The following is a 22,922-nucleotide window of genomic DNA, read 5'->3' on the forward strand; positions in this document are numbered from 1 at the left end:
TGAGTCTGCTTTTACTTGGCGCTCGAGTCGATCCACCACATTGTCAGCAGCGCCGAACGGGCGAGCAGACGTTGCGGCAATGGCGCGTCCGGACGACGCAGCTTTCGCTTATGGGCAACGAAATACTGCTTGCCGTAGTACATCGGGGTCATGTAGTGCTGGTGGAGCAAGTAGCGGTCCAGCAGCCGCGCGGCCGCCGCGAGCGAGGCGCGGTCGTGGCTGTTGACGATCACCTCGACGATCTCGTCGACCACCGGATCGCTGATGCCGCTCAGGTTCTGGCTGCCCTTCTCGCTCGCCGATTTCGAGCTGAAGTCGTCGTACAGCTCGTTGCCCGGGCTCGACGAGCCGCCCACGAGGCTGATGGCCATGTCGAAATCGAAGTCATCCAGCTTCTTCTTCAAGAGGCTCGGGTCGCGCAGGCGGTAGTCGAGCCGGATGCCCAGCTTGCCGAGGTTGCGCGCATACGGCGCGAGCACCACGCCCGAGCTGCGGTCGGCGATGTCGATGGTGATCACGAACGGCGTGCCGGCCTTGTCGCGCAGCGCGCCATCGCGATAGGTCCAGCCGGCCTCCTTCAGCAACTCCTGCGCTTTCACGAGGTTGCGCCGCAGGCCGTCGGCGGTGTCGCCGCTGCTGTCAGGGCGTGGCAGTTCGCCCTTCGTGTTGTCGATGTAGCGCTGCTTGTTCTTAAGCTTGTCGATCAGCGCCTGCTCCTCGGGGCTGACCGTGGGCTGGGCCATGAGATCGGCGCTGTTCTGGAAGTAGCTCTGCGTGCGCCCGCGGCGCCCGTAGAACAGGTGGGCATTGAGCCAGTCGAAATCGAAGGCCAGCGCCAGCGCCCTGCGCACGCGCATGTCGGCGAAGCGGGGCTGCCGCAGGTTGGGCGCCAGGCCCTGCATGCCGGTGGGGCGGCGGTGTTCGATCTCTTCCTTGACCAGCTCGCCGGAGTCGAAGCGGCGCCCCTTGTAGCGACGCACCCACGCGATGATCGAGCGCTCTTCCATCGCGTCGAGCGCGCCGGCCTTGAGCGACTCTTCCTCGCCGAGCGCGTCCTTGAAGTACTGGTACGACACCGTGTCGTAGTTGAACATCCCCTTGCGCACGGCAAGGTTGGCAGCCCAGTAGTCCGGGCGCCGGCGGTACGAGATGAACTTGCCGTAGTCGACCTTGTCCACCACGTACGGCCCGCTCGCGATCGGCGGCTCGGTCACGATCTGGTCGAAGGGCTTGCCCTTGCCCCAGGCGCTGGAGAACACCGGCAGCCCGCCGATGATCATGTGCAGCTCGGCGTTCTGGCGCACGAAGTCGAAGCGGATGGTGCGCTCGCCCGTCACCACGGCCTCCTTGATGTCGGCCCAGTACGAACGGAAGGCCGGCCCGGCCAGCTTGCTTCGCAGGGTGTCGAAGGAGTACTTCACGTCCTTCGCCAGCACCGGCGAGCCATCGGAAAACCTCGCCTTGGGATTCAGCCGGAACGTGACGCTGAGGCGATCGGGCGCCAGCTGGATGTCTTCGGCCAGCAGGCCGTACTGCGAGAAAGGCTCGTCCTCGCTCGGCGTGGTCAGCGAGTCGAAGAGCAGGCCGTACTCGGAGAACACGAAGCCGTTGATGCTGTAGCCCATGCCCTCCGGCGGCACGCCGCGCAGGGTGAAGGGGTTGAGCTTGTCGAAGCCGCCCGGTGCCGACAGCGTGAGGTCGCCGCCCTTCGGCGCATTGGGGTTCACGTAGTCGAAATGCGTGAACGACGCCGGGTACTTGGGCTCGTAACCCATGCCCAGCCCGTGCGCCGCCCACGAGGGCTGCGCCAGGAGCGCCAACATCCAGAGCAGCCAACCTCGCATGCGAGAATTCTGCCCAAGATTTTCACGAGGCAACTTCATGGGCTTTCTTTCCGGCAAGAAACTGTTGATCACCGGTGTGTTGAGCAATCGCTCCATTGCATATGGCATTGCCAAGGCCTGTCACGACCAGGGCGCGGAACTCGCCTTCAGTTATGTCGGCGAGCGATTCAAGGACCGTATCACCGAATATGCCGCAGACTTCGGCTCGAAACTGATTTTCGACTGCGACGTGGGCGACGACGCGCAGATCGACAAGCTCTTCACCGACCTCGCGCAGACCTGGCCCAAATTCGACGGCTTCGTGCACAGCATCGGCTTCGCCACGCGCGAATCGATCGCCGGCGACTTCCTGGAAGGCCTCTCGCGCGAAGGCTTCAAGATCGCGCACGACATCAGTGCGTACAGCTTCCCGGCCATGGCCAAGGCGGCCCTGCCCTACCTCAACGCCAAGTCGGCCCTGCTCACGCTGACCTACCTGGGCGCCGAGCGCGCGCTGCCCAACTACAACACCATGGGCCTGGCCAAGGCCTCGCTCGAAGCCTCGGTGCGCTACACCGCCGCGTCGCTCGGCCCGAAGGGCATGCGGGTGAACGGCATCAGCGCCGGCCCCATCAAGACGCTCGCCGCCAGCGGCATCAAGAGCTTCAGCAAGATCCTCACGGCCGTGGCCGACGCCTCGCCGATCCGCCGCAACGTGACCATCGAGGAAGTCGGCAACGTGGCCGCCTTCCTGCTGAGCGACCTGGCCAGCGGCGTGACCGCCGAGATCACCTACGTGGACGGCGGCTTCAGCAACGTGGTCGGAGGCATGGCGGAGTAATTTCTCCTCTCAGCTCCCAGCGCCTGCCACTGTGTTGAATCGACGCTCCCTCCTCCTGCTTGCGGGACTGGGCGCGGCCCTCCCCGGCCGTGCCGTGTTCGCACGCGCCGCCGCGCCCGCCCTGATGCTGGCCGAGGTGTACCGCCCCGGCATGTCGCTCGCGGGCTACTGGGTCAGCGAGAAGTTCGACGGCGTGCGCGGCTACTGGGACGGCCAGAAGCTCTGGACCCGCGGCGGCGAACCCGTCGTGGCGCCCATCTGGTTCACCGCCTCGTTGCCCAAGCAGCCGCTGGACGGCGAACTGTGGGCGGGGCGTGGCCGCTTCAACCACACGATGTCCACCGTGCGCAGCCAGACGCCCAGCGACACCGCCTGGCACGAGATCCGTTTCATGGTGTTCGACCTGCCCGCCCAGGGCGGCGACTTCAATACCCGCCTCGCGGCGCTGCGCAAGCTGCTGCCGATCACCGATGCGCCATGGGTGATGGCCGTGCCGCAGCAGCCCGCCACCACGCACGAAGACCTGCAGGCGCTGCTCGACAAGACCGTGAAGATGGGCGGTGAAGGCCTGATGCTGCACCGGGGCGCGTCGATGTACCGCGGCGAGCGCAACAACGACCTGCTCAAGGTCAAGCCCTTCGAGGACGCCGAAGCCCGCGTGGTTGCGCACCTGCCCGGCAAGGGCAAGCACCACGGCCGGCTCGGCGCGTTGATGGTCGAGATGCCCGACGGCCAGCGCTTCCGGCTCGGCACCGGCCTGACCGACGCCGAGCGCGACCAGCCGCCGCCGATCGGCAGCCTGGTCACCTACCGCTACAACGGCACGCACCCAAGCGGGTTGCCCAAATTTGCCCGCTTCATGCGGATGCGCGAAGGCTAGCCCCCGCCTTCGCAGACCGTGCCCCTCACCGGGGCACGCTCCTCTCTCAGCTTGCCTTGCGCACGCAGTCCGCGTAGTACCGCTTCTTGCCCGTCTCGTCGACGCGCGCCACCAGGCCGTGGATGTCGGTCTCGAAGCCCGGGCACTGCAGGTTGAACTCGCGCGAGAACTTCAGGTAGTCGACGATCTTCTTGTTGAAAACTTCGCCCGGAATCAGCAGCGGAATGCCCGGCGGGTACGGCGTGATCAGGCTGGTCGTGATGCGGCCTTCGAGCTCGTCGATCTCCACGCGCTCGGTCTTGCGGTGCGCGATGTGGGCGAAGGCGTCGCTGGGCTTCATGGCCGGCGTCAGGTCGCTCAGGTACATCTCGGTCGTGAGGCGGGCCACGTCGTAGCGCGCGTACAGCTGGTGGATGTGCTGGCACAGGTCGCGCAGGCCCAGGCGCTCGTAGCCCGGGTGCTGCTGGCAGAACTCGGGGAGGATGCGCCACATCGGCTGGTTGCGCGCGTAGTCGTCCTTGAACTGCTGCAGCGCCGTGAGCAGCGTGTTCCAGCGGCCCTTGGTGATGCCGATGGTGAACATGATGAAGAAGCTGTACAGGCCCGTCTTCTCCACGATCACGCCGTGCTCGGCGAGGAACTTGGTCACCACGCTGGCGGGGATGCCGGTCTCGGCAAAGTTGCCTTCCAGGTCCAGGCCCGGCGTCACGATGGTCGACTTGATCGGGTCGAGCATGTTGAAGCCGTCAGCCAGCTCACCGAAGCCGTGCCAGTTGCGCGGCGACTTCTTGCTCTTGGGCTTGCCGTTCTTCTCGCCGTGCATGATCCAGTCTTCGGCGCGGCCGATGCCTTCGTCGACGAGCTTCTCGGGGCCCCAGACCTTGAACCACCACTCGTCCTTGCCGAACTCTTCCTCGACCTTGCGCATGGCGCGGCGGAAGTCGAGCGCTTCCAGGATGCTCTCTTCCACCAGCGCGGTACCGCCGGGCGGCTCCATCATGGCGGCGGCCACGTCGCAGCTGGCGATGATCGCGTACTGCGGGCTGGTCGACGAGTGCATCAGGTAGGCCTCGTTGAAGAGGTCGCGGTCCAGCGCGCGGTTCTGCGAGTCCTGCACCAGCACGTGGCTGGCCTGGCTGATGCCGGCCAGCAGCTTGTGCGTCGACTGCGTGGCGAACACCAGCGATTCCTTCGGGCGCACGCGGCGCTTGCCCATCGCGTGGTAGGCGCCGTAGAACGGGTGAAAGGCGGCGTGCGGCAGCCAGGCCTCGTCGAAGTGCAGCGTGTCGACGTAGCCGTCGAGCATGTTCTTGATGGTCTCGGTGTTGTAGATCACGCCGTCGTAGGTCGACTGCGTGAGCGTCATCACGCGCGGCTTGACCTTGTTCGGATCGACGTCGGCCAGCAGCGGGTTGGCCTTGATCTTGGCCTTGATGGCGCTCTGCTCGAACTCGCTCTTCGGAATGGGGCCGATGATGCCGAAGTGGTTGCGCGTGGGCTTCATGAAGACCGGAATCGCGCCGGTCATGATGATCGCGTGCAGGATCGACTTGTGGCAGTTGCGGTCGACCACCACCACGTCGTCGGGCGCCACCGTGTGGTGCCACACCATCTTGTTGCTGGTGCTGGTGCCGTTGGTCACGAAGAAGCAGTGGTCGGCATTGAAGATGCGTGCCGCATTGCGCTCGCTGGCCGCCACCGGGCCGGTGTGGTCGAGCAGCTGGCCCAGTTCTTCCACCGCGTTGCAGACGTCGGCGCGCAGCATGTTCTCGCCGAAGAACTGGTGGAACATCTGGCCCACCGGGCTCTTCAGGAACGCGACGCCGCCCGAATGGCCCGGGCAGTGCCACGAGTACGAACCGTCTTCGGCGTAGTCGATCAGCGCCTTGAAGAACGGCGGCTGCACGCCTTCCAGGTAGCTCTTGGCCTCGCGGATGATGTGGCGCGCCACGAATTCGGGGGTGTCCTCGAACATGTGGATGAAGCCGTGCAGCTCCCGCAGGATGTCGTTCGGGATGTGGCGCGAGGTCTTGGTCTCGCCGTAGATGTAGATCGGCACGTCGGCGTTCTTGCGACGCACTTCGCCGATGAAGCTGCGCAGGCTCAGCACGGCCGGGTCGAGGTCGGGGCCGACCGTGAACTCTTCGTCGTCGATCGACAGGATGAAGGCACTGGCGCGGCTTTGCTGCTGCGCGAACTGGCTCAGGTCACCGTAGCTCGTGACGCCCAGCACCTCGAAGCCCTCGCTTTCGAAGGCCTGCGCGAGTGCGCGGATGCCGAGGCCCGAAGTGTTTTCGGAGCGGAAGTCCTCGTCGATGATGACGATGGGAAAGCGGAATTTCATGAGCGGGGCTCCGGACAGGCAGTCAGACAGGCAATGAGCGAGGCGCGAAGTGTACGGAATTCGGATGACGGATTGCGCCGGCCGGGTTCAAGCCCGCAGGGGCGCGCGACTGCGAAGGGCTCCACCGGGCGTCATACCCCTACGCGACACAGGCGCATGGCGCGCCATGCCGCAGAATGGCGACGGTCCAAGTAACAAAAGAAGAGAGGAGTTGCCATGGGAAATCCCACCTTCTGGTGGTTGATCGCAGGCGCGGCCATCGTGGCCGAGTTGTTGTCCGGCACGGTGTACCTGCTGCTGCTGGCCACGGGCTTCGCCGCCGCCGCCATCGCCGCGCACCTGGGCTTCGGCCTCGTCACGCAGCTGCTGGTGGCCGCCGTGGTCGGCGTGGGCTCGGTCGTGACCTGGTACCTGATCCGACGCAACCGTCCGGCAGCGCCCTCCAGCGATCTCAACCTGGACATCGGCGAGAGCGTGTTCGTCGATGCTTGGAACCCCGACGGCACCGCCACCGTGCGCTACCGCGGCTCGCAATGGACCGTCGTGCTGCGGGCGGGCCATGCGCCTTCCACCGGCGAACACCGCGTGGTCGAGGTCATCGGCAGCCGCCTCGTGGTCGACAAGATCTAGCAGTTCAATCCGTCCGTCAGAAAAACGCATTCGAAAAGGAAGCAACACCATGGAATTTTCAGTTCCTCTCATCATCCTGGTCATCGCGATCATCTTCATCAGCCAGTCGGTCAAGTTCGTGCCGCAGCAGAACGCATGGGTGCGCGAGCGCCTGGGCAAATACCACGGCACCATGACGCCCGGCCCGAACTTCCTGATCCCGTTCATCGACCGCGTGGCCTACAAGCACAGCCTGAAGGAAATCCCGCTCGACGTGCCCAGCCAGATCTGCATCACGCGCGACAACACGCAGCTGCAGGTCGACGGCATCCTGTACTTCCAGGTGACCGACCCGATGCGCGCGAGCTACGGCTCGTCGAACTACATCGTGGCCGTGACCCAGCTCGCACAGACCTCGCTGCGCAGCGTGATCGGCAAGCTCGAGCTCGACAAGACCTTCGAGGAGCGCGACGTGATCAACGCCCAGGTCGTGGCCGCCATCGACGAGGCCGCGCTCAACTGGGGCGTGAAGGTGCTGCGCTATGAAATCAAGGACCTGACGCCGCCGAAGGAAATTCTGCTGGCCATGCAGGCGCAGATCACCGCCGAACGCGGCAAGCGCGCGCTCATCGCCGCCTCGGAAGGCCGTCGCCAGGAACAGATCAACATCGCCACCGGCGAACGCGAAGCCTTCATTGCCCGCTCCGAGGGCGAGAAGCAGGCGCAGATCAACAACGCGCAGGGTGAAGCCGCCGCCATCACCGCAGTGGCCACCGCCACGGCGGACGCCATCGAGCGCGTGGCCGCGGCCATCCAGAAGCCGGGCGGCGAACAGGCCGTGCAGCTGAAGGTGGCCGAGCGCGCCGTCGATGCCTACGGCAAGGTGGCCGCCGATTCGAAGACCACGCTCATCGTGCCGAGCAACATGACCGAGACGGCCGCGCTGATCTCGTCGGCCATGCGCATGATCCAAACTGGCAAAAGCTCTGGCCCGACCTGAAAACGGCTGAAAACCCGCGCTACAATCGTGGGCTCAGGAGCGGTGGATGAGCGGTTTAAGTCGCACGCCTGGAAAGCGTGTGAGGGTTAATAGCCCTCCGCGGGTTCGAATCCCGCCTGCTCCGCCAGAGAAGTAATGAATACGGGGCCTTGTGCCCCGTTTTTCTTTCTTACCCATCAAAGAGCCCATCAATGAAATGCCCGCATTGCCAAGTTGAGATCCATGCTGGCTTCCGTGACGTGGTTCTCGGAGGAAGCAGTGGGCTGATAGGACAAGAAGACGGCGCACTTACCGGCTGGTACAGCCGAACAATGGCGTGTCCGTCATGTTCGAAAGCAATCATTGAACTTGTGAAGTCTTGGGCTGGAAACAAAGATGCCTGGGTTGCTTACCCGCGGAACACTACGCGACCGCCGGCGCCGACTGACGTGCCAGGCCTGCTAGCTGAAGACTTCAATGAGGCATGCGCTGTGCTGTCGCACAGTGCCAAGGCCTCGGCTGCCCTCTCCAGACGGTGCCTGCAAAGTCTTTTACGCCTGCAAGGGTTCACGCAAAAGGATCTGGCACCCGCCATTCAGGCATTGCTCGACACGAAACAATTGCCCTCCTGGTTGGGGGACAACGTTGACGCGATCCGCAACATCGGAAATTTCGCAGCGCATCCGCTGAAGGACACCAACACAGGTGCAATCCTGCCTGTCGAGGCGGAGGAGGCCGAATGGAATCTGGAAGTGCTTGAAGGCCTGTTCGACTTCTACTATGTCCAGCCAGCAAAGGATGCCGCTCGTCGCGATGCATTCAACGCCAAGCTGCAAGCGGCTGGCAAGCCGCCAATGAAGTAGGCCTCCCTGGCGCAGGGGCCCGACCTCTCCTATCGCTTTGCGGCTACGATGCCGGCAAAACCGAGGAGAGAGACGATGCCGATTGAGTGGCTGCACGCAGTGCAGACGGGAGGCCGTTACCTGGTCGACAACCCCACCATCATTGCCGCGGCGATTGCAGGCGTCGTGGCGATCGTGGCAACTCGCACAACGCTCCATGGGGTGAAGCTCTCACTCGCCGCGAGCGAAGCGAAGACCAAAGCCGAACTCGCTCATTCGGTCGATCAAGAGCACCGAAATCGCGAGCACACGCGGCAGCAGGCAGAACAAGAACGGGCTCTGGACGCCAAGAAAGACCGGCACAGCCGATTGATCGCCATGCGCCGCGAGGTCTATCTCCAGGCGGTCAGCGAAATGGTGAAGTTTCAAGGCACGATCGGGGCGCTTGCAAGTAAGGACATAGCGTCCTCGGACGTTCTAGCCACTATCACTGGCCTTTCGCTTTCTATTCAGCGAGTTACCTTGGTGTCTGAACAGGACACTGCCGTCTTGGCCCGTGAGACATTCAACGTCTACATGCGCCTTTTCATCTCGGCGATGACCAAAGTCATTCCCATCGGCGGCACTAACGCGGCGATCAAAACTATCGAGGCGCTACGCACGCAGTCGCTGCAACGAGGAGAAACATATCTCGAGGCGATGCGGCAATTTAATTTGACTCAACGCAAGGACTTCGACGGACTTGTAGCGATCCAAGCGCAGCACAAAATGGCGCTCGAAGAGGTCAACTCATTCGGAGCGCAATTGCAGGCCCTCTTCCAACAGCGAACTACCGCCGAACTTGCCTATGGCGATTTTGTTAGGCTGAGCCTTCGAGAGGAGATATCGGATCGCTTGGACCGACTCACGGTAGCAATACGAACCGAGCTCGAACTTCCAAGCGATCTAGATGTCTTTCGCGCACAGTCTCAGAAGACTCACACTGAGGTCGAAGCGGCCATGATGCAAGTCAAAGCCGTTCTTGCAACGCACATGGGCACCGTTGACTCAACTCAAGGCGCCTAGAGGTGAAGACTTCGCCTCGTCCTTGGTGAGTTCGCACGGCAGCGGCCGAGACACTCACTCAGCCGCGTGGTCGTAAACCTCGACGTGCAGATCAACCACCACCTCACCATCTGTATCGATGTTAAAGAGTCGATTTTCGACAACGAAGATCACATCGTTCGAGATCGCCGCCCAGCGCATGCAATCTCCCTTGTGAGGAACGAAGTTCAGGTGCAAAGCCAGCGCAGGCGCATCTGGGAGCAACAGAGATCCAGTGGCTTTTGCGACTGCTCGCCGGGCCCCGGGGCCAAGGGAATAGTTGATCTTGATCATTTGCTGATCATGCCAGCCAAGGCCGCCGGCACACATGAACCTGGCGAAGACCCCACGCTCACTTCGCGGCGCACGCGGCGTGGCTTTCACGACGACGCCGCAGATCGCGAAGAGAGTTTCCCTTGTCCCCGAATCTAAGACCCGCAAGCGCTCCTCACTGCCGCCGAAGAATCGGCTCCAGTTAGCATACCCTCATGAACGCTCAAGACATCCAGCGCCTCATCGACGAGTTAACCCAGGAATCGCTCTAGCTGGAGTTCAAGCGCGGCGATGCGCTTGGCCGTCAAAACAATCAACGCGCCGAACTCATCAAGGACGTGACTGGCTTTGCAAATGCTGACGGCGGCCGAATCATTTACGGCATTGCCGAAAGCCGCCCTGTAGATGGCATCGCGGCCGCTGAAAGTCTGGCGCCTGTGATCGACGGAACCATCACCCGTGAGTGGCTTAGCTCCACGATTCACGACCACGCGAGCCCGCGTTTCCACGACTTCGACATCGAAGAGATCGCGGTCACCGGTGGCCGGGTATTTGTCATAGACATCAAGGCCGCAGGTACAGCGCATCAGACCTTAGTCGGCGATCTTCGCTACTACCAGCGTGTTGGCGTCACCACCAGGCCGCTCGAGGATTTCCGCATTCGTGACTTGATGTCGCGTGACACGCGACCCGTTGCCGATGTTGTTGTTCGCACGCAGAACCACGGAATTTCAGCAGACCTTCATCGGTATAGTCTCCGAGTCTCAATCACGAACGTCGGCAATGTCACGATGGAGAAATGGTGGCTGAACGTCGATGTGCCGGCCTCTGCTTTTCATGATTCGCGGCATGCCGGCCAGAATCTCGCCCAGCTTCACCCCTTGTATCGCCACATGGTTCAAATGGTGAACCTCCGCGAAGGAGGAGAGTTCGTGCGGCTTTCCTTTGGCGATCCCTTAGGCAACGGCGCTCGCTTCATCCTCCACCCTGGACAATCTCAGAAGTATGACCCTGAGCCTGGGCACTTTCCCGAGTTCATCTTGGAAGTCAATCACGACACTTTTCAAGTGATGAGCAACGCGCAACGCGCGCTCGCCTGGACACTCTACTTGAACGATGCTCAGCCCGTCACAGGCATTGTTCCCTTCGCAGATTGGTGTCGCTTCTAGGGGGGCGCGACAACTTCTCGCGCTCAACCCAAGAAGCCTGGAGACGAAAAATTCGCCTCGTCCTTGGTGAAGTCGTCGCGCGGTATGCTGGTTGCTCCACCACAGGAGACAACATGAAAATCGCGCAGTTGACCGTCCAGCAACTTAAAGAGCTCGCTTTCGCAGGTGGAGGCTTTCACCTCGACGCTACGGGGAAGACCGCTCAGCAACTCACCGAGATTGCTTTTGCCGCACAAGCAAAAGGCGCGCGCCTAACAATCTCCAACTTCGATCTCCTCACCCATCAGCAGATGAAGGAGATTGCGTTCGCAGGAAAGGGAGCCGTGGTTTTCGCCTAACTGGCTGCAAGAAAACACTGCGTCAGAGCGCCTATGTTCGTGCCCGCGGCCCGCCGTAGCGCTGGCTGCATCCCAGCGCAGCTGGCAATGCCGCACTCAGTCCTCTGCTGCAATTGCTTCAGCATCGACAGCGTGTCCGCGCCTCCGAACCAATAGCCTCGCCGGCCCTCTACCGGCACATACCTGCATTCGAAAACCTATCCACGGAACGCAAGATGAAACGAGATTGGGACCTGATTCGAAAGCTTCTCACCGACATCGAGGAAGAGCGGGACCTAACGGCGGACGCGCCGTCCGAACCGAAATGGCTTGATCAGTCAGAGCAAGCCTTCATCGAAGAAATGCGCGCGTACCGTGCGGCTGACGAACGACTCTTCGGTCACTTGGAACTATTGCTCAACGCTGGATACGCACAGGGTTACAGCATCATTCGGGGCGCGGACGGCTACATCAGCTTTGGAACCTTTACACCGCGGCTAACCATGGCAGGTCACGATTTGCTGGACACCATGCGGTCTTCAAAGGTCTGGGACTGGATCAAGTCGACAGCGAACACCAAGGGAGTCGAACTGTCCTTCGACGCTGTGAAGGCGCTGGGGGCGCTCGCTCTGAAAAACGTGCTCGGCTGACGAGGCGCTACAAATTGGCCAAGGCATCCGCCATCGCGTTGGATGTTCCTCGGCCAACCGCCAAATTCACGCCAGCGTCCCTCCGTATCTCTGGCTGCGAGCCACCGCCGCCGCGATTCTGCGCTCGGTGCCAGCCTGGGCCTCCTTCAGCTGCGACAAGGTGGCGATGTCGCCGACCGAATTGTTGATGTTCACCACCACAGGCGAACCCCGGCCGCCGCCCTCGCCCCGCAGGACGTGGTTCGGGATGATGTTGCCGGCAGTGCGTGGCACGAACATCTCCGGCCCCTTCTCGCCGACCAGGCTGGCCATGTCGACGGGCGGATTGCCGCCCTCAGCGAACTTGAAGCCGCTGAAGAGGCCGCCGACTAACTTCATGGCGCCACTGACCGCACCACTGAGGTCAAAGCCGCCAGCACCTCCAGCCGGCGCCGTACCGAAGGCATTGTTCGAGTTCAGCAGCCTGTCCAACGAATCCCCGCCGCCCAGCGCCTGGCTCAGCATGCCGGCGAGCGGCCCTGTGATGTGCTGGCGAACCATGAGCCGCGCCGTGTCCGCGAGGATCGAGTCGATCAGGCCCTTGTAGTCCAGCTTGCCTGACTTCACGAACTCGGCAATCTTGTCCTCCATGTTCTGGAAGGCGCCGCCGACCGCCTGCTCGATTTGCTTGTAGACGTTCTGCGTCTCTGCAAAGTAGTTCGCCGCAGCCTCCGAGGCGCCGAGGGCCGCCGACTTCTCCAGCTCTGCCATGTGGGCATTGCGTCGCTTGAAGCTGTCGATGGATTTCTTCTGGAACTCATCGATCAGCGCGAGTTCGCGCTTGTAGTCGTCTTCCCGGCCGGCAAACTTCTTATTGCGGTTGTCGCGTTCAAGGTCCTGGCGCTTCTGCTCGTAGGTCTGCTCGATCTGACTGATCGCCGCGGCCATGTCGCGAGCCTTCACGCCGAGCCCCATCCCCCCGATCTCAACCGCAAAGGCCCGGTCTGTCGTGGCGAGGAACGACTCAGCGGCCCGACGCGCCTCCTCCATCGAAGAGGCTAAGTCGTCGGTCGACTTCTTCGCGTTGAGGTTGAGGACCGCTAGATTGGTTGCCGCAGCACCTTCAGCCTTGACGAGCTTCGCGCGCGCATCCTCGACCTTGTGCAGGTTCTTCTCTGCGTCCTTGCCCGACAGCTTCGACTGCTCGCTCTCCAGCCGCTTGATCTGGTCCTCGATGGCCTTGATCTCGGCCTGGTCGGCCTCCGCCATGAGCTTGCGCTTCTCGTCGTAATAGTCGGCTTCGCTGATGAGGCTGGCCGCGCGCTGGGCCTCGAGAATCTTCTCGCGGTTGTCGTTCGCGTTCTTCAGCGCATCGGCGCCGTTCTGGATCTGGTCCAGCTCACGGGCCAGGCGCTCGGCGGCCATCTGCGCCGCACTCTTGTCGCTGCCGCCAGTCTTGGCAGTGTCGCCGCCAATTGACGCCGACGGCTTCTCTTCTTCGGGCGTGAAAGCCAGAGCACCGGCCCCGCGGTCACGAAACTTCATGAATGCCTTTTCCGCATCTCTGAGTTTTTGCTGAGCACGCGCGATAGCTGCATCGGAGTTCGAAGTGGAACCGTTGTAGCGCAGCTCCTGCTCGCGGCCGGCAATGGCACGGGCGAGATCATCCTTCGCGTTGGAAATATCCTTGCCCATCGCGTTGCTCGTCCACCCGAGCACGCGCTCTCCGAACTCATCAGCCGCAGCGCCGATGCCGCCCTTTGCCATTGCCTTCAGAACCTCGTTCACAGCCGGCATCAGATTGCCAAGCAACACCCGGCTCGCATCAATAGCATTCTTCGAAATCTCGGCGATTTGCTTGTTGAAGATCTCGGCGTTCGCCGCCTGCTCCTTCGACACCTTGCCGACGAGCGCCGTCTTCTCTCCCAGGTCAGCCAGGAACGGCGCCGCATCCTTCACGGACTTGCCGAACAACTCCTGCACGAGACGCGCCTTGTTACCATCGTCGGCAAAGCCCGAGAGCGCTACCGCCGTCTTGCGCAATGCCTCTGCCGGGTCTTCCTTGCGCAGCTCGGCCGCATCAAGGCCGATGGCCTTCAGTGCCAGCGACACGCCGCTCTTTCCGTCGGCCTCCTTGAGCACGTTGTTGAACTTCACCAGGATGCCCGACACGTTGTCGAGCGTGGTGCCCGTGCGCAGCGCCACGTCTTCGAGGGCACTAATGTTTTCGATGCTCGCGCCCGTGGCGTCCTTCACGTCATTGAGCGCGTCGAGGCCGTCGATGAGTTGCTTGCCGAAATGGACTGCGGCCACGCCGGCAGCACCGAGCGCCAGCCCCACAGCAGCCCCCGCTTTCGAGACGGCCGCGTCGATCTCTCGTGCGCGCTTCTCGGCGGTCTTCGCGGCGCGGTTCATGTCGGTCTCGAAACTGCCCGTGCGCGCGAGCAGGTCGACCACGATGCTGCCGATAGTCGTAGTCATGCTGCTCCTTCAAGAAGTGATGCCTGCGGCGAACTCGCCGTAGGGATCTTTTTCGCCGTTTGATTTCTGTACTGACACCTTCGAGCGATCGGCCGGCGTCATGCCAAGCCGCGCGCATACGACCTCGAATCGGATAGCCAGCTTGGGATCGATCTCCTCAGAGCTGCGCAATTGCCACAGCACGCGGGCACCGTATTCCAGAAAGAGGCGGTCAGCTGCACACAGAACGCCTTCATGACAGAGAGCAACCAGCTCGATCCAGCAAGCGCGCGCGCCTTCACTGAGGTGATCGGGTGGATCGCCAATGTCGCCAGCCGGTTGAGGTTCTCTACCCCGCTCGCGAGCGCGATCAGGGTGTTTCTTGAACGAGCCATTCAGCGCCAGCACGTTCGAAGGTTTGCGGGGACGGGCCATGGTCTAACTTTTTGGTTTCGGGGAAATAAAAAAACGACTGGCGCCCGGTGTCCAAAGAGGAAGGGTTTTGACTTTTTTACCCCCCTGCCGTCTCATTTTTGCAACATTGTTGCATTAACGAGACATTGCACCTCAATGGTGCGGGAGGCAGTCAACCCCTCGTCCTGCCCCTCAGCGCCTCGGCCAAGCTCTTCTCTTCGTGGTGCGCCACGCATAGGGGCTGCACGTTGTCCTCGGTGTCCTTGCCACCCTCACGCAGCGACACGATGTGATCGCGCTGCGTGGCCAGCGTCACGAGCCCCAGGGCTCGGCACTCACGGCATAGCGGCTCTCGCTTGAACAGCCCTTTCCGAAGCTCCACGCCCTTGCGCCCGCGGATGCGATCAGGCGGGGCAACGTCGGTGCGCCACGCCTTCAGCACATGCCGAGCACACCGTGCAGTGCCGTCGCGCACGAGGGCGCCGCAGCCCGGGTAGGTGCAGGGCTTTGCGGGATGCTCAGGCATCAGGGCACCAACCCATTCACATCGTTCATTTCGAGCACCATGACGCCCGGGATGCGCGCGAGAAAGTCGGTCGCGAGGGTCTGGCTTCTGGGCACGCTCATGTATTCACCATGAATCTCAGCCGCCATGGACCGGAGTTCGAGCATCACGTCATCAGCGAGGCTAGCTTCCAGACGCATGGCATCTGCACGACTGCAGCTTTCCGTCACGAGGCGTGCCAAACGGCCGACGGATTCGAGCTGCATTTGCGCATCCCGTGCGACTCGTGCTTCGGTGCCGATCCCCACGACGAACGCCTTGTTGTAGCTGCCGCTCTTCCAGGTTTCGCTGACGGCTTGCGAATATGCCGTCTGCGCCCACAGGGTGAAGTTGTTGATTCGCGGGTCAGCACCAGCCTTGATCAAGGTGACCAAGGTAGCGCGCTCTTGCCCTGCAGTGCTGTGCACCTGCGTTCCAGCGGCGGCCAAGCTCTCCAACTCGACTTCCAGTTCGCTGCGACGCTGTCCGAGCGCGGCCATCTCCGCGGCGATCTCAGCCTCGCGCTTGCATCGCGTGGCAGCGAAGGTGCTGATCTTCTTTTCCAGTGCCGTGGCCTCATCAACGAGTGCCTTGCGCTCTGCCAGTTCTTGACCTTCGATTTCGCGCATTGCCTCCTGAACAACTGGTGCGGCCTTCAGGCGCTCAATGAATTGATGCTGTTGCGTGGAATTGATTCTTGATTTGAAAAACATGTTGCCCTCAGTGGTAGTTGGAGATTGAATTGCCTGCAGTTCCATCGAAGTCAGCGACATCCAGGAAGTCCTCCGAGAACCCGGGGCCGACGATTCGCACTAGCTCCGATTTCTGGTTGTCGTGATCGATGCGATAGCCCATCTTCTTCATGAGCCGAAAGGCATGGATGCGCTTGTGTTGGATTTCGTCGTCGCGCATCGCTGACGACGTGGAGAGAGCCGGCATGCCGAGGGCTTTTCTCAGTTCGATGAATGCGCCCTCAGCCTGGCTTAGTGCGAGTAGAACTTCCTTGCGCGCCTTGGCGGCAGCGATCTCATCCGAAGTAGGGAATTTGGTCTTGGTGCTCATAGTCAATCCGGTCTAGGGAATCGACTGTGAGCTGGGTAACTGGGTAAATCCAAACGGTTTACCCAGAATCTTCACAGCGCCTTTCGGATCGTCTCCGTCGCTTCCGACGGCAGACCTTCGCGCATTGCGATAAGGCTCGCCGCGCGGCGCTTCCCATGCAAGCTGAGATCCGGTTGCGCGGCCATGTCACGCCACCGCTTCTTGTCGTCTTCGGTGTACTTGCACCGTGCTGCCGTCGCTCGTTGCACCTTCTCCATCTGCCCTGGAGCATCTTGCAATGCGCGCGCCGCAGGCAGCAACTCATGCATCAGCATCTGCACTTGACGCAGCTTTTCAACGATCTGCTCTGCGGTCAGCGAAGGCGGGGCAACAGACGCACGCGCGTTCGAGAGGGCACCGTGAGAGGCCTTGCCCTGGCTGGGCTTGCGTCCCCTCGTCATGCCTTTCTCCCTAGCAGGCGCTGCATCAGCATTGCGGTCTGCGAGGTGGCCGATCCAGCATGAGCACGTTTGACCTCAGCGATACCGGCCAGCAATGCGCGGCGCGTCTCGTCTGGCTTGATCGGCATGTCCGGCCTCCCCTCCAGCGCCACGACGACGGCCTCGACAGATTCAGCGCTGGGGTTGGATAGATAGCGGGCGAATGCGAGCCCCAGATTGATGTCGTTCATGCTGCACCTCCGAGCCCCAGATCCAAGCCCCATGCTTGCATGCTGCTAGCAATTGATAGCAGGTGCTGGCGTGACTTGGCGTGACATGGCGTTGCGTGGCGTTCCATGTCCGAAATATGTCCGCTCTCGATGCGGACACGGCCCGCCAGCTTGCCGAGCATTACCTCAATGTCAACGAAACCGATCGGCCAAAAATGCGCGCGCTCCCTCAATACCTTGAATACCAAACACGGGGACCAGCAGCCAGGAATAGATGGCTTCTCTAGATGGTGCCCGCCTGGTGGGACAGAGAGCCTGTGGATAACCGCCCTTATAGACCCGCCCGGCGGGACAGAAGACGCACCTCTTATCCCGCCGGACGGGTCTATGCGTGCATTGCCTGTCCCGCCGGGCGGGATAAGGCTGGTGTTTTCCTGACGGACTGACGCAGCACGGGCGGGTCCCGATACGCACTGCGCTGAAACGTGCTCGCCAGGTCGTGGTCGTAGCCGACGAGCTTGTCGAGTCCCAGCCATGTCACGGCATACCAACTCGCCTTGTTGGGCCTGTGCCCCATCACGGTTTGGTGCACCAGCTTCGCAGCGATCAACTCCCTGAGGCATTTCTCGCGCGTGTCGTTGCTGTTCCAGCCGCGGGTCGCCATGTAGGCGCGCGAGCACAGCAACATGCCGTTGTTGTCTCCACGGCACTGTCGAGCGATCTCGATCAGCAATGCCCTCGCATGCATGCTCAGGCCACGATAGGCAGCCGAATCGATCACGGTGAAGGGCAGCGCCACAAACCCGCCCGAGTCGCGCGTTTGGGTGGAATAGCGGGTACGTTTGGCCATCCATCACACCGCCCCTTCCGGCGAGGGAACGGCTTGCACCTCGGTGCCTGGCTGCTCGAGGCGATCGAGCCAGGCGCCGGCCTTGTCGACCGTGCCGAAGATCCAAGCCCCGCCAAAACGCGAGAGGACAATGTTTCCGGTCGCGGTGAGGGTGCAGGTCATGCCGACCAGCGCTGCGCAAGCTTGCAGCGTGGCAAAGGCCTTATCGGCGCCGATCATGCGCCCACCTTGGTGGAAGCCTCGAAGCGCTCAACGGCTTCCATGCGCCAATACGGCTTCTGCGGGCCGAACGGGTACTCAGGGGCGGGGATGATGCCCGCCTTGAGCTTGTAGTAGAAGGTGGTGTTGGAGATGCCCCAGCGCTGGCGCAGGCGGGGGCCTTGAATCCAAACGGGCTTGAGTGGTTTGGCTTGGAGGGTCATAGCTTTCATTCGCGTTGGTTGGAACGAAAGCGATGGTGTTTTTCGAAACGCTACTGCACCACCTTCAATAGCGAACTGAAGCCGGTTCAGTCGTGTTTTTCTAGAACCTTGCGTATGTGATCGGCTGTGCATCCAAAGCGGGTGGCCAACTTACCAGCCACATTCCGCTCTGATGTGCCCGCGGCGATCAACTCTCCCCTAAGTTCCCGCAGCTTCGTCGGCGATGGGACCTTTGCCCGGGCTCTTCGCGTCTTTCCGCTCTGCTTTCCGCCTTTGCTGGAGCCTGCACGCATATTGACGATCCGCGACAGTTCGCCGCGCACCTCTGCCAAATCGACGGCTCGATCTTCGACCATCTTCAGCGCCATCTGCATTGCGATTGAAACTGAGTTGAGGCAGCCTTCTTTATCGTCGTCGAAGTCTTTGATGCTCTGCCCGAGGTAGTCGAAAAACATGCTGTACCGGATCGCAAACACATGCTCGTCCGTCCAGGCGGGTTTAGGCTCTTCGACCTCAAATGCGTTGTAGTACAGCTCCTTGATTTCTGCCAAGCTGGCAAATCTGCTGCGTGCTTGCTTTCGCACCATAGAGGAAGCATCGAACAGAGCGACCCTCCAGTGATCCCTGTCCGTTGTCGGATCGAGGATCGGGAATGCGAACCCTTCAAAGCCCGCGTCGGCGGGCATCACTCCGAACTCGGGAATTTCAATCCAGTTATCCGGATTCATCTGCAGCTCGTTCCAGTCGAAGCTGTTGGTTGTCATGCGTACCTCACGCACCTGAAAAGGAGCCGCGCCAGCCCGTCAGGTTCACGGGTTTTCGGGGATCAGCCTAGGCGCGGCAGAACTGCTATCGCGCGGCCAACTCGAAATTGAGTATCGCGGTCTTGCGTCGCGGCATCAGCACGTAGTCGACCTCCTCGCCGGTGGTGACGTGGTAGTGAACTCGCGGGCGACGGATGAACCCATGCAGTTCGTGCTCAACCGTCTGGGAACGCCAAAGGCGGCACGGGCCTACGCGGCGCAGGAGCCGAAAAACCGGCTTCTCTTGTGGCAAGAAGCACTGAGTGACTTCGAGGGGAGGGACTTGTTTGGTCATGCCCAGGCCACTCCCAGATAGTCGCGCCGCGGGAGCGTCAGGCCCAGCGAACTCATTTCTTCGCGAAGCGCTCGCGCATTGACAGCCCTCAGGGACAGCAGATTGCACTGCAGTGTGGTCAGCGCCAACATGCAACGCTTGATCGAGCGCCTGCGCTGCCTCGACGGGCATTGGTCCGGCCGCATGGCATCCGCAAGATCGCTCATTTCGTAAGCGACGAGCCGACAGGCCTCCAGGCGCACACGTTCGATGTGGATGCCGATCATGCGGTCGGCCCGATCGATCTCGTCTTCAATCTCTTGCGCTGTGGGGTCGCGAAAAGCGGTGAAAAAAGGATTCCCGATCCACCTCACAAACCAGAGGCGCCCTTCGGAGTCTTTGACTTCATAGACCTTGCTGTAGTCGCCCCCAACAATGCCCGTCGTGTCAACTTGGTGCGAATTAGCAAGGGCGACGAGCCCGCCACAGAACGAGATCGAGTTCGGCCCCTTAATGGGCGAGTGGGGGCCGATCGGCAGGCTATCTTTCGCGGATGCCTCACCAGGGGTGATAATTTTGGGAGCCATAGTGTGTGTTTCCTTTCACGGGTTGCACGGTGTGGATAGACGGTCCTTGGTGTGTCCAGCACCTTGGGCCGTCGCTTTTTGTGCCCCAGTCCCGATCCCTGCATTGCAGGAACAGGCGCCCTGAGGCGCGGCGGTCATTCCTTGGCTTTGTCGATCGCCTGACGGACCCATGGTGCACCACCGAGGCGCTGCAGCTTCTCCTTTTGTGCCTCTGAGAGCTTGATGGTCACGGGACTGGTGGCCGGCGCACCAGCTACCGCGGGTTTCTTCCCCGCACCAGGTCGGGCGCCGCCTACTTGCTTTTTTGTGTCCATAACAGAAATGGTACACCTAATCACAAAATCAAGGTGCACCAAATCACAAGACAAACCCCAAGGTTTCGCGTGAAACGAGCCCCCGCAACGAATACCGGCCTGTCACGCCGGGGGTTCAAATCCCCCGTCCGGATCGGTGGGGGATTTTGAGTCCCCCACACGTTTCGTGTGGAACGAGCCCCAACGCACAATGCGCACAGACCTAGAAGAACTCAGAATGACATCGACCAATACATCCACAGCAGCATTGAATGCATCGCATCGGCTCTCCGCCTGGGTTGAAGCGCACCACCCAGGAAGGTACGAAGGCGACGGACAGGAAAGGATTGCCGCCGTCTGCTATGCGATCGCGCTTGACCATCGAGAAGCTATCTTGTTGTTGCTACAACATGACGCTCGCAGTCCAGCTTTCGCGCTTCTCCGATCAGTCTACGAAGCCTGGGTTCGTGGATGCTGGGCACAAACCTGCGCTACCCCAGTTGAAATCAAACGCATCGAGGCAGGAGGCTTTATCCCAAAGCTCGAAACGATGGTCAGGAAGCTCGACGGCTTGCCGCAAATAGGGGGCGCTTTTTCCCAAATAAAGCGCTCCACATGGGAGTCGATGTCTGACTATGCGCACGGAGAACAGAGACAAATCTCCCGCTGGGTTGACGCGGGCGGCATTGCCGCAGCGCACTCCGATGCCGAGGTGGTAGAGATTTTGCAGGCTCTTGATTTCTACGCCGTTTTTTGCCTGGCAGGCCTCCTGGGTCTGGCAAGGCTTTCCACCGAGCCCTGCTCTCAGAAAATGAAGGAGCTCACTTCAAGTTGAGGAACCATTGACCGCCTTCCCGACTTAACCGGGGGCCTCGCCCATATGCGACTTGATCATTTCAGAGTTGGCTACAAGCCACTCGCGGAAGCATTCATGACTCGCCGAATCAACCCCAAGCTCGCGCAGCATCGGGATTGCCCGCATGAGCATAGCCATCGAGTCAGCCCAGCTGATCGCTAGCACGTCGCCACCAGCATCTGCATGCTTCGCCCCGTTGCGTGCCCTGTTGAGGGCTGCAACGATTTCCTTCTTTGTCATGGGTTCGCCTGCCGCCGCGAATTCGGGCCCGTGATACAGCGCGATGTAGTCGACGGCGCTTTCATTGCCTGCTGCTCGCGCCAAGAAGCCCAAGATTTCTTCAGCCGCCCCAGCGAGCGTCACCGCGCAAAGGTGATCGCCAGCCAAAAAGAGTTCGATGGCTCGGTCGATCTGCACCGTAGCTGCCTCGAGTTTCGAGTACTCAGTCATGTCGGTCCTTCCATTGCCAAATCTGAGCGACTCTCACGTCGCCTTTATCGGCACAACGTTGCCAGCCTTCGGGATCGCGTCGCAGAAGTCGGCCCAAGCCTGCATCATCTTCAGGCGCTTGGCTAGCATGTCGCCACGACGGTAGGCCGCCTCCACCTTCGACTCAATGACGTGCGCGAGCGCCATCTCGGCCAGGTCGCGCGGGAAGTTGGTGCGCTCAGCCGCCCAATCGCGGAACGTGCTACGGAAGCCGTGGGGCACGGCGTCGACCTTCATGCGGCGCATAACCGCGGACAGCGTCATGTCGCTCAGCACCTGGCCCTTAACGCCAGGGAACACCACCTCAACCTTCTCGAAGCGCGGCAACACCTCAAGTAGCTCGATAGCCTGCTTGGACAGCGGCACGCGATGCTCCACCTTGCCCTTCATGCGCTCGCCCGGCACGGTCCACACCTTCTCCGCAAGGTCGAACTCTGACCACAGGGCGCCGCGGACCTCGCCAGAGCGCGCAGCCGTCAGGATCGCGAACTCCAGTGCCCGAGCCCCCATGCCATCCATAGGCCGCAGATCGGCCAGGAACGTGCCGACCGCGTCGACGGGGATTGCGGCATGGTGCTCTACCTTCGAGATCTTCCGAGGCTTGGCCAGCAACTGGTCGAGGTGACCTTTCCATCGGGCCGGGTTGTCGCCCTTCCGGTAGCCGCGCACCGTCGCCCAGTCGAGCACCTGCTCAATCCGGCCACGCACGCGCGTGGCCGTCTCAGTCTTCTCGTGCCAGATCGGCTCCAGGACTTTCATGACGTGAGCGAGCATCACATCGCCGACCAGCAGCTTCCCCATGACCGGGCCGGCGTAGGTGTCGAGGGTGTTTTGCCACTGCTGGCGATGCTTCGGGTTGCGCCACTCGGACTCCTTGGCCTTCATGAAGCCCTCTACGCAGTCCTCGAAGGTCTTGGACGCCGCTCGTGCTGCTGCAAGGGCGCTACGGGCTTGCCTGCGCTCCTCGATGGGGTCTACGCCATCCTCCAGGCGCCGACGCGCTGCGCGAGCCTTCTCGCGTGCCTGCGCCAGCGTCACGTCGGGATAGCCCCCGAGCCCCATATCGCGACGCTTGCCGCCCATCGTCGCGCGCAGCAGCCAAGTCCGAGCCCCAGACTCGACAACCTGCAAATAGAGGCCCGCCACGCCGCCCACGGCATAGAGCCCCGGCGCCTTCAATCGACCCACCTCAAGCGCTGTACGTTCTGTAGCTTTTTTCGGCATTCGAACTTTCCTTGCCCAACGTCCTACCCATCAAAGAATTTCGGATTGGATTGTATTGGCTCGGATGGTCCCGCATGCCACTCTGACAGTTTTCAGAGGAGAAATGCCGAAAATCCGGATTGGTTCGGATTGCGCCGGATTCCCGAAAGGCAGACGCCTGCTCCGCCAAAACGATGCCCCAGTAGCTGCCAAGCTGCTGGGGCTTT

Annotated in this window: 28 protein-coding genes and 1 tRNA gene; 11 read left to right on the plus strand and 18 right to left on the minus strand. The window is 61.6% G+C overall.

From position 1 onward, the window contains the following. Nucleotides 1-11 precede the first annotated feature (11 nt). The gene (locus AC07OH_RS07535) at nucleotides 12-1,844 is read right to left on the minus strand and encodes an extracellular solute-binding protein (RefSeq protein WP_495300159.1); all 1,833 of its coding nucleotides are present in this window, start codon (nucleotides 1,842-1,844) and stop codon (nucleotides 12-14) included. A 37-nt stretch (nucleotides 1,845-1,881) separates the two neighbouring features. Here AC07OH_RS07535 and fabI point away from each other — a divergent pair, with 37 nt between their 5' ends. Together fabI and AC07OH_RS07545 are read left to right on the plus strand one after the other, a co-directional pair. Beyond that, nucleotides 1,882-2,664, plus strand: a complete 783-nt coding sequence (gene fabI / locus AC07OH_RS07540; RefSeq protein ID WP_495300160.1) for an enoyl-ACP reductase FabI — start codon at nucleotides 1,882-1,884, stop codon at nucleotides 2,662-2,664. Between the two features lie 31 nt (nucleotides 2,665-2,695). Further along, entirely contained in the window at nucleotides 2,696-3,544 is an 849-nt protein-coding gene (locus tag AC07OH_RS07545; protein ID WP_495300161.1) for a DNA ligase, read from the plus strand. 46 nt (nucleotides 3,545-3,590) lie between these two features. On the opposite strand, the gene AC07OH_RS07550 is transcribed toward AC07OH_RS07545, so the two are convergent. Further along, on the minus strand, nucleotides 3,591-5,888 hold the full coding sequence (locus tag AC07OH_RS07550) for an Orn/Lys/Arg family decarboxylase (RefSeq protein ID WP_492676987.1): 2,298 nt from the start codon (nucleotides 5,886-5,888) through the stop codon (nucleotides 3,591-3,593). A gap of 216 nt (nucleotides 5,889-6,104) precedes the next feature. Between AC07OH_RS07550 and AC07OH_RS07555 the strand changes: the two genes are divergently transcribed. From AC07OH_RS07555 to AC07OH_RS07575, 5 genes are all read left to right on the plus strand, one after another. Continuing rightward, a complete protein-coding gene (locus tag AC07OH_RS07555) occupies nucleotides 6,105-6,518 on the plus strand; it encodes an NfeD family protein (protein ID WP_489056678.1) in 414 nt (137 codons plus the stop codon). Between the two features lie 49 nt (nucleotides 6,519-6,567). Continuing rightward, nucleotides 6,568-7,497: an SPFH domain-containing protein gene (locus AC07OH_RS07560; protein WP_099789315.1), complete on the plus strand. Its 930-nt coding sequence runs from the start codon at nucleotides 6,568-6,570 to the stop codon at nucleotides 7,495-7,497. Between the two features lie 36 nt (nucleotides 7,498-7,533). Beyond that, nucleotides 7,534-7,624: transfer RNA gene (locus AC07OH_RS07565), tRNA-Ser, on the plus strand. 64 nt (nucleotides 7,625-7,688) lie between these two features. After that, entirely contained in the window at nucleotides 7,689-8,339 is a 651-nt protein-coding gene (locus AC07OH_RS07570; protein WP_495300162.1) for a DUF4145 domain-containing protein, read from the plus strand. 75 nt (nucleotides 8,340-8,414) lie between these two features. Further along, entirely contained in the window at nucleotides 8,415-9,383 is a 969-nt protein-coding gene (locus AC07OH_RS07575; protein WP_495300163.1) for a hypothetical protein, read from the plus strand. A 54-nt stretch (nucleotides 9,384-9,437) separates the two neighbouring features. Here the strand turns inward: AC07OH_RS07575 and AC07OH_RS07580 are convergent, their stop codons facing one another. Further along, nucleotides 9,438-9,695, minus strand: coding sequence for a hypothetical protein (locus tag AC07OH_RS07580; RefSeq protein WP_495300164.1), 258 nt, complete (start codon nucleotides 9,693-9,695; stop codon nucleotides 9,438-9,440). A 251-nt stretch (nucleotides 9,696-9,946) separates the two neighbouring features. On the opposite strand from AC07OH_RS07580, the gene AC07OH_RS07585 reads away from it, so the two are divergent. From AC07OH_RS07585 to AC07OH_RS07595, 3 genes are all read left to right on the plus strand, one after another. Then, nucleotides 9,947-10,843, plus strand: a complete 897-nt coding sequence (locus AC07OH_RS07585; RefSeq protein ID WP_495300967.1) for an AlbA family DNA-binding domain-containing protein — start codon at nucleotides 9,947-9,949, stop codon at nucleotides 10,841-10,843. Nucleotides 10,844-10,956: 113 nt separating this feature from the next. Further along, nucleotides 10,957-11,181 carry a hypothetical protein gene (locus AC07OH_RS07590; protein ID WP_495300165.1) on the plus strand — a complete coding sequence of 75 codons (225 nt, stop codon included), beginning with the start codon at nucleotides 10,957-10,959 and terminating at the stop codon, nucleotides 11,179-11,181. Between the two features lie 215 nt (nucleotides 11,182-11,396). Next, nucleotides 11,397-11,810, plus strand: coding sequence for a DUF2513 domain-containing protein (locus AC07OH_RS07595; RefSeq protein WP_495300166.1), 414 nt, complete (start codon nucleotides 11,397-11,399; stop codon nucleotides 11,808-11,810). A gap of 66 nt (nucleotides 11,811-11,876) precedes the next feature. On the opposite strand, the gene AC07OH_RS07600 is transcribed toward AC07OH_RS07595, so the two are convergent. The 13 genes from AC07OH_RS07600 to AC07OH_RS07660 all read right to left on the minus strand — a co-directional run bounded on the left by AC07OH_RS07600 (nucleotide 11,877) and on the right by AC07OH_RS07660 (nucleotide 19,854). After that, a complete protein-coding gene (locus AC07OH_RS07600; RefSeq protein WP_495300167.1) occupies nucleotides 11,877-14,270 on the minus strand; it encodes a phage tail tape measure protein in 2,394 nt (797 codons plus the stop codon). A 9-nt stretch (nucleotides 14,271-14,279) separates the two neighbouring features. After that, on the minus strand, nucleotides 14,280-14,684 hold the full coding sequence (locus tag AC07OH_RS07605) for a hypothetical protein (RefSeq protein WP_495300168.1): 405 nt from the start codon (nucleotides 14,682-14,684) through the stop codon (nucleotides 14,280-14,282). Between the two features lie 151 nt (nucleotides 14,685-14,835). Beyond that, complete coding sequence (locus tag AC07OH_RS07610) at nucleotides 14,836-15,189, minus strand: HNH endonuclease (protein WP_495300169.1); 354 nt, start codon at nucleotides 15,187-15,189, stop codon at nucleotides 14,836-14,838. Beyond that, nucleotides 15,189-15,980: a hypothetical protein gene (locus AC07OH_RS07615; RefSeq protein ID WP_495300170.1), complete on the minus strand. Its 792-nt coding sequence runs from the start codon at nucleotides 15,978-15,980 to the stop codon at nucleotides 15,189-15,191. The genes AC07OH_RS07610 and AC07OH_RS07615 overlap by 1 nt, the downstream gene beginning before the upstream one ends. Continuing rightward, nucleotides 15,928-16,269: a hypothetical protein gene (locus tag AC07OH_RS07620; protein WP_495300171.1), complete on the minus strand. Its 342-nt coding sequence runs from the start codon at nucleotides 16,267-16,269 to the stop codon at nucleotides 15,928-15,930. The genes AC07OH_RS07615 and AC07OH_RS07620 overlap by 53 nt, the downstream gene beginning before the upstream one ends. Before the next feature lie 71 nt (nucleotides 16,270-16,340). Continuing rightward, nucleotides 16,341-16,709, minus strand: a complete 369-nt coding sequence (locus AC07OH_RS07625) for a hypothetical protein (protein ID WP_495300172.1) — start codon at nucleotides 16,707-16,709, stop codon at nucleotides 16,341-16,343. After that, nucleotides 16,706-16,939 (minus strand): hypothetical protein, encoded by a 234-nt coding sequence (locus AC07OH_RS07630; protein ID WP_495300173.1) that lies wholly within the window; start codon nucleotides 16,937-16,939, stop codon nucleotides 16,706-16,708. Before AC07OH_RS07630 ends, AC07OH_RS07625 begins: the two co-directional genes overlap by 4 nt. 364 nt (nucleotides 16,940-17,303) lie before the next feature. Continuing rightward, complete coding sequence (locus tag AC07OH_RS07635; protein WP_495300174.1) at nucleotides 17,304-17,768, minus strand: hypothetical protein; 465 nt, start codon at nucleotides 17,766-17,768, stop codon at nucleotides 17,304-17,306. A gap of 3 nt (nucleotides 17,769-17,771) precedes the next feature. Further along, nucleotides 17,772-17,987, minus strand: coding sequence for a hypothetical protein (locus tag AC07OH_RS07640; protein WP_495300175.1), 216 nt, complete (start codon nucleotides 17,985-17,987; stop codon nucleotides 17,772-17,774). Then, nucleotides 17,984-18,190 carry a hypothetical protein gene (locus tag AC07OH_RS07645; protein WP_495300176.1) on the minus strand — a complete coding sequence of 69 codons (207 nt, stop codon included), beginning with the start codon at nucleotides 18,188-18,190 and terminating at the stop codon, nucleotides 17,984-17,986. Before AC07OH_RS07645 ends, AC07OH_RS07640 begins: the two co-directional genes overlap by 4 nt. An 86-nt stretch (nucleotides 18,191-18,276) precedes the next feature. Next, nucleotides 18,277-18,954 carry a hypothetical protein gene (locus AC07OH_RS07650; RefSeq protein ID WP_495300177.1) on the minus strand — a complete coding sequence of 226 codons (678 nt, stop codon included), beginning with the start codon at nucleotides 18,952-18,954 and terminating at the stop codon, nucleotides 18,277-18,279. An 85-nt stretch (nucleotides 18,955-19,039) separates the two neighbouring features. Beyond that, on the minus strand, nucleotides 19,040-19,288 hold the full coding sequence (locus AC07OH_RS07655) for a hypothetical protein (RefSeq protein WP_495300178.1): 249 nt from the start codon (nucleotides 19,286-19,288) through the stop codon (nucleotides 19,040-19,042). Next, nucleotides 19,285-19,854 carry a hypothetical protein gene (locus tag AC07OH_RS07660; protein ID WP_495300179.1) on the minus strand — a complete coding sequence of 190 codons (570 nt, stop codon included), beginning with the start codon at nucleotides 19,852-19,854 and terminating at the stop codon, nucleotides 19,285-19,287. The genes AC07OH_RS07655 and AC07OH_RS07660 overlap by 4 nt, the downstream gene beginning before the upstream one ends. A gap of 531 nt (nucleotides 19,855-20,385) precedes the next feature. Between AC07OH_RS07660 and AC07OH_RS07665 the strand changes: the two genes are divergently transcribed. After that, nucleotides 20,386-20,982: a DUF6988 family protein gene (locus AC07OH_RS07665; protein WP_495300180.1), complete on the plus strand. Its 597-nt coding sequence runs from the start codon at nucleotides 20,386-20,388 to the stop codon at nucleotides 20,980-20,982. A gap of 24 nt (nucleotides 20,983-21,006) precedes the next feature. Here the strand turns inward: AC07OH_RS07665 and AC07OH_RS07670 are convergent, their stop codons facing one another. Both AC07OH_RS07670 and AC07OH_RS07675 read right to left on the minus strand, forming a co-directional pair. Further along, the gene (locus AC07OH_RS07670) at nucleotides 21,007-21,453 is read right to left on the minus strand and encodes a hypothetical protein (protein WP_495300181.1); all 447 of its coding nucleotides are present in this window, start codon (nucleotides 21,451-21,453) and stop codon (nucleotides 21,007-21,009) included. A 33-nt stretch (nucleotides 21,454-21,486) separates the two neighbouring features. Then, nucleotides 21,487-22,716, minus strand: a complete 1,230-nt coding sequence (locus AC07OH_RS07675) for a tyrosine-type recombinase/integrase (protein WP_495300182.1) — start codon at nucleotides 22,714-22,716, stop codon at nucleotides 21,487-21,489. Nucleotides 22,717-22,922: the final 206 nt, after the last annotated feature.

The organism is Variovorax sp. GW821-FHT10C12, from assembly GCF_059415405.1.